Raw genomic sequence first — 15,203 nt, 5'->3', positions numbered from 1 at the left:
TCGAAAAAAATTCGAAGGCTCCTTTTTTTCTTGCATTATTTATTGTAATGTGATATTCTTTTTAAGTCTAAAATTGTAAATTTAAATATTATATATAAGGATGATTAAATGATAACAGTAACAAACTTAAGTCTCCAGTTCGGCGGGAGCAAATTATTCAACGACGTAAACTTAAAATTTGTTCCTGGCAACTGTTACGGAGTAATAGGTGCAAACGGAGCAGGAAAATCTACGTTCCTGAAAATATTGTCAGGAGAGATAGATTACACAACAGGAGAAATCACAATACCCAACAACGTTAGAATGTCTGTATTGAAGCAGGACCACTTCATGTACGACGATTATCCGGTAATGGAAACGGTTATGATGGGAAATGCAAGACTTTATGAGGTTATGAAGGAAAAGGACGCGCTGTATGCCAAGGAAGATTTCACTGATGAAGACGGAGTGAGAGCATCGGAACTTGAAGGTGAGTTTTCCGAAATGAACGGCTGGGATGCTGAAACAGAAATAGCGCAGATTCTTCAGGGCCTTGGTGTCGGTTCAGAACTGCATTATTCATACATGAGAGACTTAAACGGCGGGGACAAGGTTAAAGTTATGCTTGCTCAAGCTTTGTTCGGAAGACCTGGAATCATTCTTCTTGACGAACCTACAAACAACCTTGACATCGAATCAATCAACTGGCTGGAAGACTTCCTGCTGGACTTCGAAGGCCTTGTAATTGTTGTATCTCACGACAGACACTTCTTAAACACGGTGTGCACTCACATTGTGGACATTGACTTCAAGAAAATAAGAATGTATGTTGGCAACTACGACTTCTGGTACGAGTCAAGCCAGCTGATGCAGCAGCTTATGAGAGATCAGAACAGAAAGAGAGAAGACAAGATAAAGGAACTTCAAAACTTTATTCAGAGATTCTCTGCAAATAAGTCAAAATCCAAGCAGGCAACATCCAGAAGAAAGCTTCTTGACAAGCTGGAAGTAGAAGAAATGCCGGCATCATCCAGAAGATATCCTTTTGTTAAGTTTACTCCCGACAGAGAAGTAGGCAACGAAATACTTACGGTTGAAGGATTGTCGAAATCCATTGACGGAATCGATATTCTGAAAAACATTTCCTTTAGGGTGAACAAAGGCGACAAGATAGCGTTCATAGGCGAAAACGAGCTTGCTCAGACAACTTTGTTTAAGATACTCATAGGCGAAATGGAACCTGATTCAGGAACTATCAAGTGGGGTCAGACTATAACCAAGTCATACTTCCCGAAGGACAACTCTGAGTTTTTTGACGGCGTAAACTATAACCTTGTTGACTGGATGAGACAGTACTCGGAAGATCAGTCCGAAAGCTTCCTGAGAGGATTTTTGGGCAGAATGCTCTTCTCCGGCGATGATGCACTGAAACCTGCAAATGTACTGTCAGGAGGAGAAAGAGTAAGATGCATGCTTTCAAGAATGATGCTTTCAGGCTCAAACGTGCTTGTGCTTGACCAGCCCACGAACCATTTGGATCTTGAATCCATAACAGCTTTGAACAACGGACTAATTGACTACAAGGAAATAGTACTGTTTTCATCGCACGACCACCAGTTCATACAGACCATAGCCAACCGCGTAATAGAGCTTACAGAAAGCGGCATGGTTGATATGGCAATGACTTATGATGAGTATTTGGAAAGAAAAGAAACCAGACAGAGGGTGAGTTAATGAATAAAAAATTTGCTCAGGAAATGAGTTTTGAAGATTTCAAGGATTCAATAAATCAGGAAATGCTAAATGAGCTTACGAAGATGAACATATCATACAAACGCGCATACAGCATATTCAAGGATATTCTGGAAGAATCAAGTCTGGATGACGAAGATGACATGGGAACAATGGAAAGCATTGTAAGGCATATAATCCTGGACTACACCGATGAAATGCTTGCCGATGAATTCTGCAAGTATGAAACGGACTGGGAAGAACAATAACAAAGTAGGGAGTTCGCTTTAGCGAACTCCCATGTATGTGGAATTTCTTCACCCGGCAAAATTTACTGACTTTTTACTGAGGAAATGTAGGTTATTTTGTCAGAATTTATTAGTATTTCAAAATAAATTGACCAGGATAATTTTAAAACTCTCTTGACAAATATAAAAAAATGTGTTATTCTTTAATAGTATTACAGATGTATTTATAGATTTCACATGTTTTTAGATATTATATGTGTCACTGTATATAATATGTAAAAATGTGTGAATTTTTTTATACTATGGAATATAAATAATATTTTTAGGAGGTACTCATGGCTAAGGGTACAGTTAAATGGTTTAACTCAGAAAAAGGATTTGGATTTATCACAAAGGAAGATGGCAATGATGTATTCGTACATTTCTCAGCTATCCAGGGAGATGGATTCAAGACTCTTGAAGAAGGTCAAAAAGTAAGCTTTGACGTTACTCAAGGAAACAGAGGCGACCAAGCAGCTAACGTTACTAGAATATAACGTGCAAAATGAAAACCGGGATTAATATCCCGGTTTTTGTATGCCCTAACCCAATTTTATCGACCGAAGGGAGAATAAAATTGTTGGTAGGTCAACCGCAACGAGTTCCAAATTTATGCGACCGTAGGGAGTAAATAAATTTGTGAACGAGACTGCGATATTCCCTGCATGACTTGACCCAATTTGTACGAGCGACAGCGAAGGACAAATTGCAGGTAAGTCAGCCGCAACGAGCACCAAATTTGTGCGACGTAAGGAGCAGACAAATTTGTGTTGCGAGACTGCGAACCCATAATTTCCTAGTATAAATATCCCAACAAAAACACAAAAGCCCCCATTATGCAGATAAATGCCAGCACATACGGCAGAATTAATGAAAAGACAGCCAGTATCATGGCCAGAAGATCATTCTTTTCCAGCTGCAGTCTAGCATTTTCTCTTTTAAGTTCTTCATTGTTCACATAACCATCCGGCAAGTTAGCCTTTCTTATTTTATCCAAATCTTCTTCAACTTTGTCTTTAAGAAACAGCATTTATATCACTCCGTTTACTTTATGGCACATGGCATAATGTCCGCCATTGATTTCAAGGTAATCAGGTGTTTTTTCTCTGCACACTTCGGCCGTGTATGGACATCGTGTGTGGAAGCGGCATCCTTTAGGCGGATTGGCAGGAGAAGGAATGTCTCCCTTCAGTATTATTCGCTTTTTGTTATGTGCAGCAGCCGGATCGAAGGTCGGAGCAGCTGACAACAAAGCTTCCGTGTAGGGATGAAGGGGATTGGTGAATATTTGGTTTTTGCTTCCTTTCTCAACTATCTGCCCAAGGTACATGACTGCCACCTCATCACTGATGAATTTAACCACAGACAAATCATGAGATATAAACAGGTAGGTCAGACCGAAATCTTCCTGTGCATCTTTTAAAAGGTTTATAATCTGAGACTGAATGGAAACATCCAGAGCAGAAACGGCTTCATCGCATACGATGAATTCAGGATTCACTGCCAGTGCCCTGGCTATGCATATGCGCTGGCGCTGCCCGCCGGAAAACTGATGGGGGTATCGTTCTGCCTGTTCCGGGAACAGGCCGCATTTCTTTATTACTTCAATCGCACTTTCCTTCATTTCCTTCTTGCTCTTAACGATGTTGTGCTGAAGCATGGCCTCACCCACGATTTCATAAACAGGCAGGCGGGGGTTCAACGAGCTGTAAGGATCCTGAAATATGATCTGCATTTTGGTCCTCATGCGGTTGATTTCATTTTTGTTCAGATTGTAAATGTTTTGGCCGTCGTATTCAACCTCGCCTTCTGTTGGGTTCAACAGCCTGAGCATTGTTCTGCCCAGCGTCGATTTGCCGCAGCCCGATTCACCCACGATTCCCAATACGCTTCCTTTTTTTATTTTAAATGATACTCCATCAACCGCCTTGACATTTCCGGTTGCACGTTTTATTATTCCGGTCTTTATAGGGAAATACTTTTTCAGATTATTGACTGTCACCAGGTATTCGCTGGCCATGGTATCGCTTGCTGTTGTCATAGTACTTCCTCCTTTGCATAATTTTCTGCATAAAGCCAGCATGCAATTCTGTGTTCTCCTTCAAGAATAATCTCATCAGGAAAATCTTCCCTGCACCTTTGGGTGGCATGATCACATCTTGGATTAAATGGACATCCTTTTGGCAGATTGCTTAAGTCCGGAACGTTTCCGGGAATTACATTGAGCCTTGTGCTGACTGTCGACATGTCGGGCTTTGATTTAATGAGCCCAATGGTGTAGGGATGTTTGGGTGATTTGAATATATCCATAACAGAAGCAACCTCTACAACCTTGCCTGCATACATTACCATAACCCTGTCGCTCATTTCTGCAATCACTCCCAGGTCATGGGTGATGAAAATGATGGATGCATTGATTTTTTGTTTAAGCTCGTTCATCAGGTCCAAAACTTGCGCCTGTATGGTTACGTCAAGGGCTGTGGTCGGTTCGTCGGCAATCAAGAGCTTTGGTTCGCAAGCCAGTGCCATGGCAATCATGGCTCTTTGGCGCATGCCTCCCGAAAGAGCAAAGGGATAGTCATCCACAACTCTTTCCGGATTTGGTATTTTAACAAGTTCTAGCATCTTAATGCTTTCCTTGTAAGCTTCATCTTTTGTCATACCCCTGTGAAGCATCATGGTTTCGCTTATTTGTCTTCCTATCTTAAAAATAGGATTCAACGAAGTCATAGGCTCCTGGAATATGAAAGATATGTCGTTTCCTCTGATTTCCCTTATCCTTTCATCTGATACCTTCAGCATGTCCTCGCCGTCAAAAAGAATCTGTCCTCCAGCATACTTTCCCGGAGGAGTTTCAACCAGCCTGACCAGCGACATGCAGGTTATGCTTTTACCGCAGCCTGATTCGCCTACAATACCCAGTGTTTCCCCTTCCTTCACATAGAAGCTCACGTCATCAGCGGCTTTCACGATGCCTCTGTCCGAATGAAAATAAGTTTTAAGGTTTTTTACCTCCAATAATATTCTGCTCATAGCAACCTCATCTCTTCATTTTGGGGTCAATGGCATCACGCATGCCGTCACCCAGTATATTAAAGCACATAACAGAAATAAAGATACATATGCCAGGAGGTATCCAATACCACCACTTCTGTTGTATTATCAGAGTGTTTCTTGCTTCCTGTATCATATTTCCCCATGTGGGTGTAGGAGGTGAAACCCCAAGTCCCAGGAAACTCAAGGACGTTTCTGTCAGGATCACGTTTGCCATACCGAGAGTCGCATAAACAATAACGTAGGCCAGGACATTGGGCAGGAGATGCCTGAAAATTCTTCTGAAGTCGCTGATGCCCAGAGCCTCGCATGCTTCCATGTATTCCATTTCCCTCAGCGTCAGTATTTGTCCCCTGACAATTCTGGCGATGCTGGGCCAGCTTAAAAGTGCAAGAACAAATATCAGATTTGTTATGCTGTTTCCAAAGACGGCAACAATGGTAATACAAAACATCATAAAGGGAAACGACATGAATATGTCGGCAAAGCGCATTATGACGACATCAATGAATCCTCCGTAAAAACCGGAAAGACTGCCTAAGACCACACCAATAAAGCATTCCAGTGCCACTACCGCCAGGGCAAGACCAAGGGAAATCCGCCCTGCATAAAAGAGTCTGACAAAAAGGTCTCTGCCGATTTTATCCGTACCCAGCCAGTGATCGGAGCCGGGGGCCTGGTCCCTGTTTTTCATATCTGTGGTCTCAATGGAATACGGTGAAAGTAAAGGAACCAGGACGCACAGGGCTATTATTCCCATAAGCAGGAATAAGCTTATCATGGCTATTTTGTTTTTACGGAGTCTGTAAAACACCTCTCCCCAATAGGAAAGGTTATCGTGTAATTTTTTTGTTTTATTGTAAGTTTCGCTTCTAACCATAGAGCACCGCCTAATCATACCTGATTCTTGGATCTGCAATGGCATACAGTATGTCAGCCACCAATGTGCCCATAAGGGTGAGCATTGCCAACATAGCATTGATTCCAAGAATCAAGGGATAATTTCTTGTCATGGTTGCTTCAACGGATATTTTTCCAAGACCGGGAAGAGCAAAAATTGTTTCGGTTACAACAGCCCCTGACAATAAGGCAGGTATCCAGAAACCAAGAAGCGTTATTATGGGAATAACGGCATTTCTGAATGCATGCCTGTATATTACGGTTTTTTCCTTCAAACCCTTTGCACGGGCCGTCCTTATGTAATCCTGCTTTATAACTTCAAGCATGCTGGAACGGGTATAGCGCATGAAGCTGGCAGTTGAGCCCAGGCCAAGGACAATGCTTGGCAAAACCAGATGCCATGCAACGTCTAATGCCTTATCCAAAGGATTGTCTGACATAAGCAGCGGATCCTTGATTCCGAACAAGGGGAATATCTGCACATCAACCGCCAGATTTTTTAGGAGCAGAAGTCCGAAGAAAAATGACGGGATGCTTATACCTATAAAAGACACAACCGTCAGGACATTGTCAGTAAAGCTGTACTGCCTTGTGGCACTGATTACTCCGGCAGGTATGCCGAGAATAATTGAAATACACAGGGAAGCCAGGGACAAGAGCAGGGTTGCCCCCACATAATCTTTCATGACTTCCACAACAGGTTTCTTGTGATTGATGGAGTAGCCCAGGTTCCCGTGAAGGGCTTCTCCTATCCAGTTAACGAACCGCTGGTACCAGGGAATGTCAAGTCCTAGTTTCTGAGCAAGTTCGGCCTTTTGTTCAGGTGTCATTTTAGGAATCATCATGTTTGAAACAGGAGTTCCTGGAGCTTGTTCAAGAATGAAGAACAATATGAATAAAATTCCTATGAAAACCGGAATCATTTGAATAATGCGCCTGATAATGTAGTTTTTCAAAAAACCACCTCTTCCGATATAATTTTATTTTGTTCATGGGAGCACTGTATCATCAGACTATTGACAAATGCGATATGTCATCCTGGGTGCAGTGAAGGATCTCATAAAACACCTACCCTATTTTTCAGGAAGGAACCTGAAAAATAGGGTTAGGGCATCTTACGGACTGTGTCTCAGAATGACAATGTCCATAGTTTAATTTTTCCATTAAGCTTTTAGTATACTGTGCTCTCTAGTCGAATTATTCAAGTGTTATGTTTTTTAAGCATTGATCCCAGGTTCTGAATGTTCCAAGATCCATTCCTTTAACCCTGTTGTTGATTCCCCAGATTTCTTTTCTGTAAGCTATAATAACATGAGGAATTTCATAGTTCATCATTTTAGCCCATTCCTTGTAAATTTCAGCTCTTTTTGCAGTGTCAAATTCAGCTTTGCCTGCTTTAACCAGCGCCATTGCTTCAGCATTTTTATATCCGGATGCATTAAAGCCTCCAGCAACATAAGCATCATCATCAAACAAAGCTCCTGTTGGGTCAGGGTCAATATTTAATGAAAATCCCATTGTGTAGATATCAAAGTCTTTTTCTCCAGGTGCTGCATCCATTGTACGTGATGCCACCGTATCAAAGTCCATTAACTCTATTTCAAGTTCAACGCCCAGTTGTTTCCAGGTATCAGCTGCCATGCCGGACAGCGTTCCCGGCCATGATGAATCAGTATAAACAAGCCATGTAACATGGAACTTTTCTCCATCCTTGTAGCGGAAGCCGTCAGTGCCCATGGTCCAGCCTGCTTCATCCATCAGCTGTGCAGCTTTATCCATGTCAAATTTGTAGTCATTCAGTTCTGAAGCATCCGGAAATGCCCATGATGATGGTGATATAGGTGCCATCCCTACGGATGCCAGTCCCTCACCGTATTGAGCTTCAATGAATGATTCTCTGTCAAGAGCATACATTAATGCCTGCCTTACTCTAACATCTGAAAGCTGCGGCCTTATTGTGTTAAAGCACATGAATGTGTATCCGTTTCCAAGGAAGTTTGCAATACTTATATTTGATAAAGCTTCAGCAGCTTGAAGATTTTCAGCACTGGAAGGTATTTGTGCAAAATCCAATTGATTTGTTTGAAGAGCAGAAATTATGCTTTCATCAGGCACTTCACTCAATAAAACACCGTCAATTTTGGCTCCGTTGGCAGAATCCCAGTAATTTGTATTTTTCATGAGCTTAATAAACTGCTTTGGTTCCCAGCTGTCAAAAACCATTATGCCTGACCCTATGGGCTTTTCGTTCAGGGCAAGGAAATCTTCCCAGTTTTCAAAAGCATAATAATCTGATGGCATTATGCCATAAATGAAGCTTTCTATGTTTGCCGGAGCTGCTAAACCTTCTCCAAATGTAAATGATATTGTTTTGTCGTCTATTATTTTTATTCCTTCAAATGTGTCTGAAGCTCCGCTGTGGAATTCTTCATAGCCAACCATACTGCTTACAGCATAGGCTCTAGGGCCATTGTAGTCCGGATGTGCAATGGTCTTATATGTAAATGCAACGTCCTCTGTAGTTAAGTCAGAACCGTCTGAAAACTTAATTCCGTCCTTCAATGTAAATGTATACGTGAGCTTATCCTCAGAAATAGTCCAGTCTGCAAGAACGGGAATCATTTCACCCTCAGCGTTGTTGGTAACAAGCTTTTCAAAGATAATATCTGCCACATATGTATCATAAGTGTTGTCAGACATAATTGGATTAAACAATCCACCGAATCCAGTTGAACCAAATTTTAAGATTTTGTCGGCTTTTGGTGTTTCAGCCGGCTGTTGAGCCGGTTCTGCCGGTTGCTGGGCAGGAGCCGGATTAGCTGTCTGGCTTGTACAGCCTGCAAGTAACATAACTACCATCATTACAGCCATAAACATTGATAAAAATTTCCTGTTTTTCATATTAAATCCCTCCATTTTTTATAAATATATACATCGGCATGAGCCGCTTGTATTTATTATACTTTTCTAATTATGCAAGGATGATTAGTAAGATGGGTTGTGACTATAAAGAAAACGTTTCCAAGTAAGTATATTATATATTAAACTGCATTTTAAGTCAATTCATTTGTTTTATGCATCCATTAATTATTTAAGTATCTATTTATATGAAGGCAAAAATCACATTATGCGGCTGATGTTCGATTTAACTGATTTTTCATCTTATTTCGGCATTAATTCCATATTATATAATTATAGTTTATTTATAATCATGGATTTACAGCCTTGCATATGTATGTTATAATATTCAAAAAATTAAGGAGAATGAGAACAGCATGCATATCACAGATATATTCAACAAAAAGAAATTTGTATTTTCCTTTGAGATATTCCCTCCTAAAAATACTTCTTCCATAGATACAATCTATAAAACGCTGGAATCATTAAGCGATTTAAGACCGGATTACATCAGCGTCACTTATGGAGCAGGAGGAGGAAGCAACCAGAACAAGACGAAGGAAATTTCATCGCTCATAAAGCACAAGTACGATATAGAGTCCATGGCACATCTTACGTGCATTCGTTCCACCAGGGAAGAGATAAGCGCGATTCTTAATGAACTGAAGGAAGAAGGCATCGAAAACATCCTTACCTTAAGAGGCGATATTCCGCTGGAAGAGGAAGTTAAGGGAGACTTTCAGCACGCTTCTGACCTTGCTGCGTACATAAGGGAAAACAATCGCTTCGACCTGGGCGGAACCTGCTATCCGGAAGGACATGTTGACAGCGTCAACCTGGAAGATGATGTTAGGAACTTGAGATACAAGATTGAAGCAGGAGTGACCCATCTCACAACCCAGCTTTTCTTTGACAACAATGATTTCTACAATTTTATGGACCTTGCATGCAAGCACAACATAAACGTGCCAGTACAGGCAGGCATCATGCCGCTGACAAACAAAGCTCAGATTGAGAGAATAGCAACCTTAAGCGGTTCAAAAATACCGGAAAAGTACATACGAATGATGGACAAATTCGAAAACGACAAGGATGCAATGGTTGACGCAGGCATCGCATACGCCACAGAGCAGATTATCGACCTTATGGCTAACGGTGTTGACGGAGTTCACCTTTACACCATGAATAACCCGTACGTTGCAAGGAAGACACACAATAACCTGATATCATTGATACATTCATTAAACAGAGGATAGAGAGGCCCACATGAAATTCATAGAATTCATTAAGAACAACATCGTCGTCTTTGACGGCGCAATGGGAACCCAGCTTCAGAAAAAAGGGCTGAAGCTCGGGGAGGTTCCGGAAACCTTAAACATAAACCAAAGAGATAAGATTGTGGAAATACACAGGGAATATATTGAAGCCGGCTCAGTTGTAGTAACCACAAACACCTTCGGCGCCAATGAAAAAAAACTTCATGGCACAGGATATTCTGTGGAGGAAGTAATTGATGCGGCCGTATGGGCTGCAAGGGAAGCCATAGGAGACAGGAATGTGTTTGCCGCTCTTGATATAGGGCCTATAGGAGAGCTTATAGAGCCTATGGGAAGTCTTTCGTTTGACCAGGCTTATGACATCTTCAAAAGGCAGGTATTGCAGGGGGCAAAGTCAGGTGCCGACCTGATCCTTATTGAGACAATGACTGACCTTTATGAAATGAAAGCAGCTGTGCTGGCAGCAAGGGAAAACTGCAGCCTTCCGGTTGTGGCAACCATGTCCTTTGAAAATGATGGAAGAACGTTCACGGGATGTCTTCCATCAAGCATGGCTATGACTCTTGAAGGGCTTGGAGTTGACGTTCTCGGCATAAACTGTTCGCTGGGTCCCAAGGAAATCCGTCCCATTGTGGAGGAACTTATAAACTGGACGAACCTTCCCATACTTGTCCAGGCAAATGCAGGGCTTCCGTCAATGAAGGAAGGGAAGATGCACTACGAGGTGGGACCTGAGGAATACGCACAGGATGTTCTTGAGTTTGTAAAGCTGGGTGTAAACCTGGTTGGAGGCTGCTGCGGAACATCTCCGGACTATATAAAAAGCATATGTGGAAAAACCGAAGGGATGACCAAGACCGAAAGAAGCTTAAAGAGCTTTTCTGCACTCTGCACTCCGTCAAATACCGTGCTCATAGACGGAGTGAAGGTAATAGGCGAAAGGATAAACCCAACCGGCAAGAAGATGCTGAAGGAAGCGTTAAAGAACTGCGACATGGACTACATCCTTAAGCTGGGGGTATCTCAGATTGAAGCCGGTGCTGAAATTCTAGACGTCAATGTGGGGCTTCGAGAAATAGATCAGAAGGAAATGATGAAGAAGGTTGTAAAGGGCCTGCAGGGCATTACGAAAACACCCCTTCAGATAGACTCTTCAGACAGGGACGTCATAGAAACAGGCTTAAGATACTGCAACGGAAAGGCCATAGTGAATTCCGTAAACGGTGAGGATAAGGTTCTTGATAACATACTTCCCCTGGTTAAAAAATACGGTGCTGCTGTTGTGGGGCTAACCCTGGATGAAGGCGGAATACCTGACAATGCTTCCGACAGATTCAGGATAGCCGAAAAGATACTCAACAAGGCGCTAGGGTACGGCATCAAAAAAGAAGACGTCTACATAGACACTCTGACGCTCACATGCTCGGCTCAGCAAAAGGAAGTTGTTGAAACTATAAAGACTCTGACCATGATTAAGGAAAAGCTTGGTCTCAAGACAGTGCTGGGAGTTTCCAACATTTCCTTCGGAATGCCGAACAGACCTCTCATAAATGAAACGTTTCTGGCCATTGCCATGGCTGCCGGCCTTGACCTGCCCATAATAAATCCCAACGACGAGGCCATGATGGATAAGGTTTACGCCTTCAACGTTTTGTACAATCATGACAGGGGTTCAAAGAAATACATCGAAAGATTCAAAGAGGCAGTGCAGGACAATGCACCTCTTGTAAAGGAAAAAGCTTCAATGACGCTGTCCCACATGGTCGTGAAAGGCCTCAAAGAAAATGCGGCAGCAGAAACAAGAGAGCTTCTGAAAACAAAAAGCGAACTTGAAATAGTCAACCAGTTCCTGATTCCTGCCCTTGACCTGGTGGGAAGCGACTTCGAAAAGGGAACAATATTCCTTCCGCAGCTTATACAGTCTGCAGAGACTGTAAAAGCATCCTTTGACATATTGAAGGAAAGCCTCAAGAAAAACCAGTCTGCAAACTTAAGCAGCGGGAAAATAATCCTTGCAACCGTCAAGGGAGACATTCACGACATAGGAAAAAATATTGTAAAGGTTATTCTGGAAAACTATAATTATGATATAATAGACCTTGGCAAGGATGTTCCGGCAGAAAGGATAATCGAAGAGGCAAAAAAATACAATGAACCTATTATTGTGGGATTAAGTGCTCTCATGACTACCACCATGAAAAGCATGGAGGAAATAATCAAGGAACTTCGGGACAACAACATAGACTGCCCAATAATGGTGGGAGGAGCCGTGCTGACTCCGGAATACGCCAGGACCATGGGTGCTGATTATTATGCCAAGGATGCAAAGGAAGCAGTGGAAATTGCCAAAACAGTGTTCAACGGCAGATAAATGCTGAAGATGGACTGTTGCAAAGCATGTTCATCATCCTGAGCGTCAGTGAAGGATTTCATATCATTTTGTGATAATTGTACGGGGGTTATAATGGAATTTGAAGTTTGGATTAAGAAAAAAGCAGAAAAGGTGGAAGAGTATCTTTCTGCTTCCATACCCGAAGAGGACAATCCTCAAAGGGTGATTTATGAAGCAATGAACTACAGCCTCATGTCAGGAGGCAAAAGGCTCAGGCCTGTTTTAATGATGGGAGCTTATGAGATATTCGGAGGAAACGATGATGATGTGCTGCCGTTTGCATGTGCAATGGAAATGATTCACACATATTCGCTCATTCATGACGACCTTCCTGCAATGGACAATGACGACTACAGACGCGGCAGACTTTCAAACCACAAGAAATTCGGGGAAGCCACAGGAATACTGGCAGGAGACGGACTCCTGAACAAGGCCTTTGAAACTGGCCTGGAAGCAGCACTTAAAGGAAGACTGGATTTAAGAAGGTGCGTGAAAGCATTAAGTGCCATTGCGTCATCGTCCGGAGCAGACGGGATGATAGGCGGACAGATTGTTGACATGTACGGACATGAAAAGGTGAATTCCCTTGAAGACCTTAAGTATATGTACTCCCTTAAAACAGGTGCCATAATAAAAAGCAGCGTAGCTGCAGGGGCAATTCTCGGCGGAGCAGATGAAGAGCAGCAAAAATGTCTTGAGTTATTTGCCGAAAAAATAGGAATCGCATTTCAGATAGAAGATGACATACTTGATGTCACAAGCACCAGGGAAAAACTTGGAAAGGCAATCGGAAGCGACATTGCAAACGACAAGGTCACGTATCTGACTTTCAAATCCATCGAACAATCCATGAAGGATGTGGAACAGTTCACGGATGAAGCCTTAAAGAGCCTTGAAATTTTCGGTGATAAGGCAAAACATCTAAGAGAGCTGGCGCTGTACCTGACAAGACGCGACCATTAAAAAAGCAATTAAGAATTAAGAATGAAGAATTAATGGAAAGGACAGCAGAGCTGTCCTCTTTATAGAATAAACCAAAACAGGCATGCGTCGCATGCCTGTTTTTTCCGTTAATTCTTAATTCTTAATTCTTCACTCTTAATTAAGATGGGTACAATCTCGTCTACATTTCCGGCGCCCATGGTTATTATGGTGTCGCCTTTTGCAGCTGCTGATTTGATTATGTCTGCAGCTTCCTGAAAGCTTGAAGCATATGCCGCATCTTTGCCGAGAAGCTTCATTTTTGAGATTATGTCTTTGGAATGAACCATGCCTGTGTTAATTTCCCTTGCAGCGTAAATATCAAGGAGAATTGCCTGGTCACAGTGTGTGAGAGCTTCAGCAAATTCATCCAGCAGCTTTATGGTTCTGGTGTATGTGTGGGGCTGAAAAACGGTTATAATTTTCCCCTTTGTATACGATCTGGCGGTTTTTAAAGTTGCCTTCATTTCCGAAGGGTGGTGAGCATAATCGTCAATGACGGCTGCACCGTTGAAGGTACCTCTGAATTCATATCTTCTGTGGGTTCCCTTGAAGCTTGAAAGACCTTTTACAATCTGTTCCACACCTATTCCCAGGGAAATGCAGGCTGCAGCTGCAGCAACGGAGTTTAATATGTTGTGTTCTCCGAACACGCTTAAATCAATGTCCGCTGCCTTTTCTCCCTTGTGCATGAGCGTGTAGGACAATGACGGTACAAGCCGTACGTCTTTGGGATAATAGTCAGCGCTGTCATCCGGGCCGAAGGTTACAACACTGCACTCCAGACCTTTGAACAAATCCTTGTTTTTAACGTTTACAATCAGGTATCCTGCTGCCGGGAGCTTTTTGGCATACTCAAGGAATGCATCCTCTATATCTGATAAGTCCCTGTAATAATCAAGATGATCTTCTTCAATGTTTAAGATGAGCTCTACCGTCGGGTTGAATTTCAGGAAATTTCTTTTGTATTCGCAGGCTTCCGTCAGCATCAGGTCGTAGGAACCATGTTTCAGGTTTCCGCCCATGGAGTCCATTTCCCCTCCAAGAAAAATTGTCGGATTTATTTCTGTTTCCATCAGTATGGATGAAAGCATTCCCGTGGTAGTCGTTTTTCCATGGGTACCGGAAACGCATATGGCATTTTTGTACTTCTTCATGATGAGACCCAAAAACTCCGCTCGGTCCATTATGAAGAGATTAAGTTCCTGTGCCATCAGAAGCTCGGGATTATCATTTGCAATAGCCGAAGTGTATACAACCAGATCAATGTCTTTATTTATGTTTTTTGCCTCGTGTCCTATGTTGATTTTAGCTCCGGCTTTTTCAAGCCTTTTTACAATGTGGGAGCTGTTTCTGTCAGAGCCTGAGACCCTGACACCCTCTTCTATCATTATTTCGGCCAGCGCACTCATGCTTATGCCGCCTATTCCTATGAAATATATATGATTAAACTGATTGTCCATTGCATTCTCCTTAAATATTTAATTCTATATAATTTTATTCATGATTTAAACAAATAACACCTGAAATTTGCTTCAAATATATTCAAAGTATTATAACATGCGAGATGTTATTGTTCAATTAAATTTTGGGGCGGAAAAGGGGCTGTTATTATTCCTTGATTTTTTAATGGTGCAAATGTATAATAAGCCTAGATATAATCAGCATTGATGCGGCATCTGTAGTTCGTCAGTTAACAGTTGC

13 protein-coding genes are annotated in these 15,203 nt (G+C 42.1%); 6 read left to right on the top strand and 7 right to left on the bottom strand.

The features are described 5' to 3' along the window. Window positions 1-108 precede the first annotated feature (108 nt). The 3 genes from AAGU76_RS06790 to AAGU76_RS06780 all read left to right on the top strand — a co-directional run bounded on the left by AAGU76_RS06790 (window position 109) and on the right by AAGU76_RS06780 (window position 2,494). Entirely contained in the window at window positions 109-1,713 is a 1,605-nt protein-coding gene (locus AAGU76_RS06790; protein ID WP_342484719.1) for an ABC-F family ATP-binding cassette domain-containing protein, read from the top strand. Further along, window positions 1,713-1,979: a hypothetical protein gene (locus tag AAGU76_RS06785; protein ID WP_342484718.1), complete on the top strand. Its 267-nt coding sequence runs from the start codon at window positions 1,713-1,715 to the stop codon at window positions 1,977-1,979. Before AAGU76_RS06790 ends, AAGU76_RS06785 begins: the two co-directional genes overlap by 1 nt. A 314-nt stretch (window positions 1,980-2,293) precedes the next feature. Next, window positions 2,294-2,494 carry a cold-shock protein gene (locus AAGU76_RS06780; protein ID WP_019229488.1) on the top strand — a complete coding sequence of 67 codons (201 nt, stop codon included), beginning with the start codon at window positions 2,294-2,296 and terminating at the stop codon, window positions 2,492-2,494. Between the two features lie 299 nt (window positions 2,495-2,793). Here the strand turns inward: AAGU76_RS06780 and AAGU76_RS06775 are convergent, their stop codons facing one another. From AAGU76_RS06775 to AAGU76_RS06750, 6 genes are all read right to left on the bottom strand, one after another. Further along, the gene (locus AAGU76_RS06775) at window positions 2,794-3,027 is read right to left on the bottom strand and encodes a hypothetical protein (protein WP_342484717.1); all 234 of its coding nucleotides are present in this window, start codon (window positions 3,025-3,027) and stop codon (window positions 2,794-2,796) included. Further along, window positions 3,028-4,038: a dipeptide ABC transporter ATP-binding protein gene (locus tag AAGU76_RS06770; protein WP_342484716.1), complete on the bottom strand. Its 1,011-nt coding sequence runs from the start codon at window positions 4,036-4,038 to the stop codon at window positions 3,028-3,030. Further along, the gene (locus AAGU76_RS06765) at window positions 4,035-5,030 is read right to left on the bottom strand and encodes an ABC transporter ATP-binding protein (RefSeq protein WP_342484715.1); all 996 of its coding nucleotides are present in this window, start codon (window positions 5,028-5,030) and stop codon (window positions 4,035-4,037) included. Before AAGU76_RS06765 ends, AAGU76_RS06770 begins: the two co-directional genes overlap by 4 nt. A gap of 7 nt (window positions 5,031-5,037) precedes the next feature. Further along, a complete protein-coding gene (gene opp4C / locus AAGU76_RS06760) occupies window positions 5,038-5,931 on the bottom strand; it encodes an oligopeptide ABC transporter permease (protein ID WP_342484714.1) in 894 nt (297 codons plus the stop codon). 10 nt (window positions 5,932-5,941) lie between these two features. After that, window positions 5,942-6,907 (bottom strand): ABC transporter permease, encoded by a 966-nt coding sequence (locus AAGU76_RS06755; RefSeq protein ID WP_342484713.1) that lies wholly within the window; start codon window positions 6,905-6,907, stop codon window positions 5,942-5,944. A gap of 241 nt (window positions 6,908-7,148) precedes the next feature. After that, window positions 7,149-8,852 carry an ABC transporter substrate-binding protein gene (locus tag AAGU76_RS06750; protein ID WP_342484712.1) on the bottom strand — a complete coding sequence of 568 codons (1,704 nt, stop codon included), beginning with the start codon at window positions 8,850-8,852 and terminating at the stop codon, window positions 7,149-7,151. Between the two features lie 374 nt (window positions 8,853-9,226). Here AAGU76_RS06750 and metF point away from each other — a divergent pair, with 374 nt between their 5' ends. From metF to AAGU76_RS06735, 3 genes are all read left to right on the top strand, one after another. Then, window positions 9,227-10,105, top strand: a complete 879-nt coding sequence (gene metF, locus AAGU76_RS06745; RefSeq protein ID WP_342484711.1) for a methylenetetrahydrofolate reductase [NAD(P)H] — start codon at window positions 9,227-9,229, stop codon at window positions 10,103-10,105. 10 nt (window positions 10,106-10,115) lie between these two features. After that, entirely contained in the window at window positions 10,116-12,497 is a 2,382-nt protein-coding gene (locus AAGU76_RS06740) for a homocysteine S-methyltransferase family protein (RefSeq protein WP_342484710.1), read from the top strand. A 93-nt stretch (window positions 12,498-12,590) separates the two neighbouring features. Then, a complete protein-coding gene (locus AAGU76_RS06735) occupies window positions 12,591-13,481 on the top strand; it encodes a polyprenyl synthetase family protein (RefSeq protein WP_342484709.1) in 891 nt (296 codons plus the stop codon). 107 nt (window positions 13,482-13,588) lie between these two features. Here the strand turns inward: AAGU76_RS06735 and murC are convergent, their stop codons facing one another. Beyond that, on the bottom strand, window positions 13,589-14,962 hold the full coding sequence (gene murC, locus AAGU76_RS06730; protein WP_342484708.1) for a UDP-N-acetylmuramate--L-alanine ligase: 1,374 nt from the start codon (window positions 14,960-14,962) through the stop codon (window positions 13,589-13,591). Window positions 14,963-15,203 lie beyond the last annotated feature (241 nt).

The sequence above is a fragment of the Sedimentibacter sp. genome (assembly GCF_038562225.1).
Taxonomy (GTDB): Bacteria; Bacillota; Clostridia; order Tissierellales; family Sedimentibacteraceae; genus Sedimentibacter.
This window is presented reverse-complemented; position numbering and strand designations above follow the sequence as displayed.

Coding starts and splice junctions, on each gene's coding strand:
- AAGU76_RS06790 (WP_342484719.1), top strand. CDS start 109: ATGATAACAGTAACAAACTTAAGTCTCCAGTTCGGCGGGAGCAAATTA.
- AAGU76_RS06785 (WP_342484718.1), top strand. CDS start 1,713: ATGAATAAAAAATTTGCTCAGGAAATGAGTTTTGAAGATTTCAAGGAT.
- AAGU76_RS06780 (WP_019229488.1), top strand. CDS start 2,294: ATGGCTAAGGGTACAGTTAAATGGTTTAACTCAGAAAAAGGATTTGGA.
- AAGU76_RS06775 (WP_342484717.1), bottom strand. CDS start 3,027: ATGCTGTTTCTTAAAGACAAAGTTGAAGAAGATTTGGATAAAATAAGA.
- AAGU76_RS06770 (WP_342484716.1), bottom strand. CDS start 4,038: ATGACAACAGCAAGCGATACCATGGCCAGCGAATACCTGGTGACAGTC.
- AAGU76_RS06765 (WP_342484715.1), bottom strand. CDS start 5,030: ATGAGCAGAATATTATTGGAGGTAAAAAACCTTAAAACTTATTTTCAT.
- opp4C (WP_342484714.1), bottom strand. CDS start 5,931: ATGGTTAGAAGCGAAACTTACAATAAAACAAAAAAATTACACGATAAC.
- AAGU76_RS06750 (WP_342484712.1), bottom strand. CDS start 8,852: ATGAAAAACAGGAAATTTTTATCAATGTTTATGGCTGTAATGATGGTA.
- metF (WP_342484711.1), top strand. CDS start 9,227: ATGCATATCACAGATATATTCAACAAAAAGAAATTTGTATTTTCCTTT.
- AAGU76_RS06740 (WP_342484710.1), top strand. CDS start 10,116: ATGAAATTCATAGAATTCATTAAGAACAACATCGTCGTCTTTGACGGC.
- AAGU76_RS06735 (WP_342484709.1), top strand. CDS start 12,591: ATGGAATTTGAAGTTTGGATTAAGAAAAAAGCAGAAAAGGTGGAAGAG.
- murC (WP_342484708.1), bottom strand. CDS start 14,962: ATGGACAATCAGTTTAATCATATATATTTCATAGGAATAGGCGGCATA.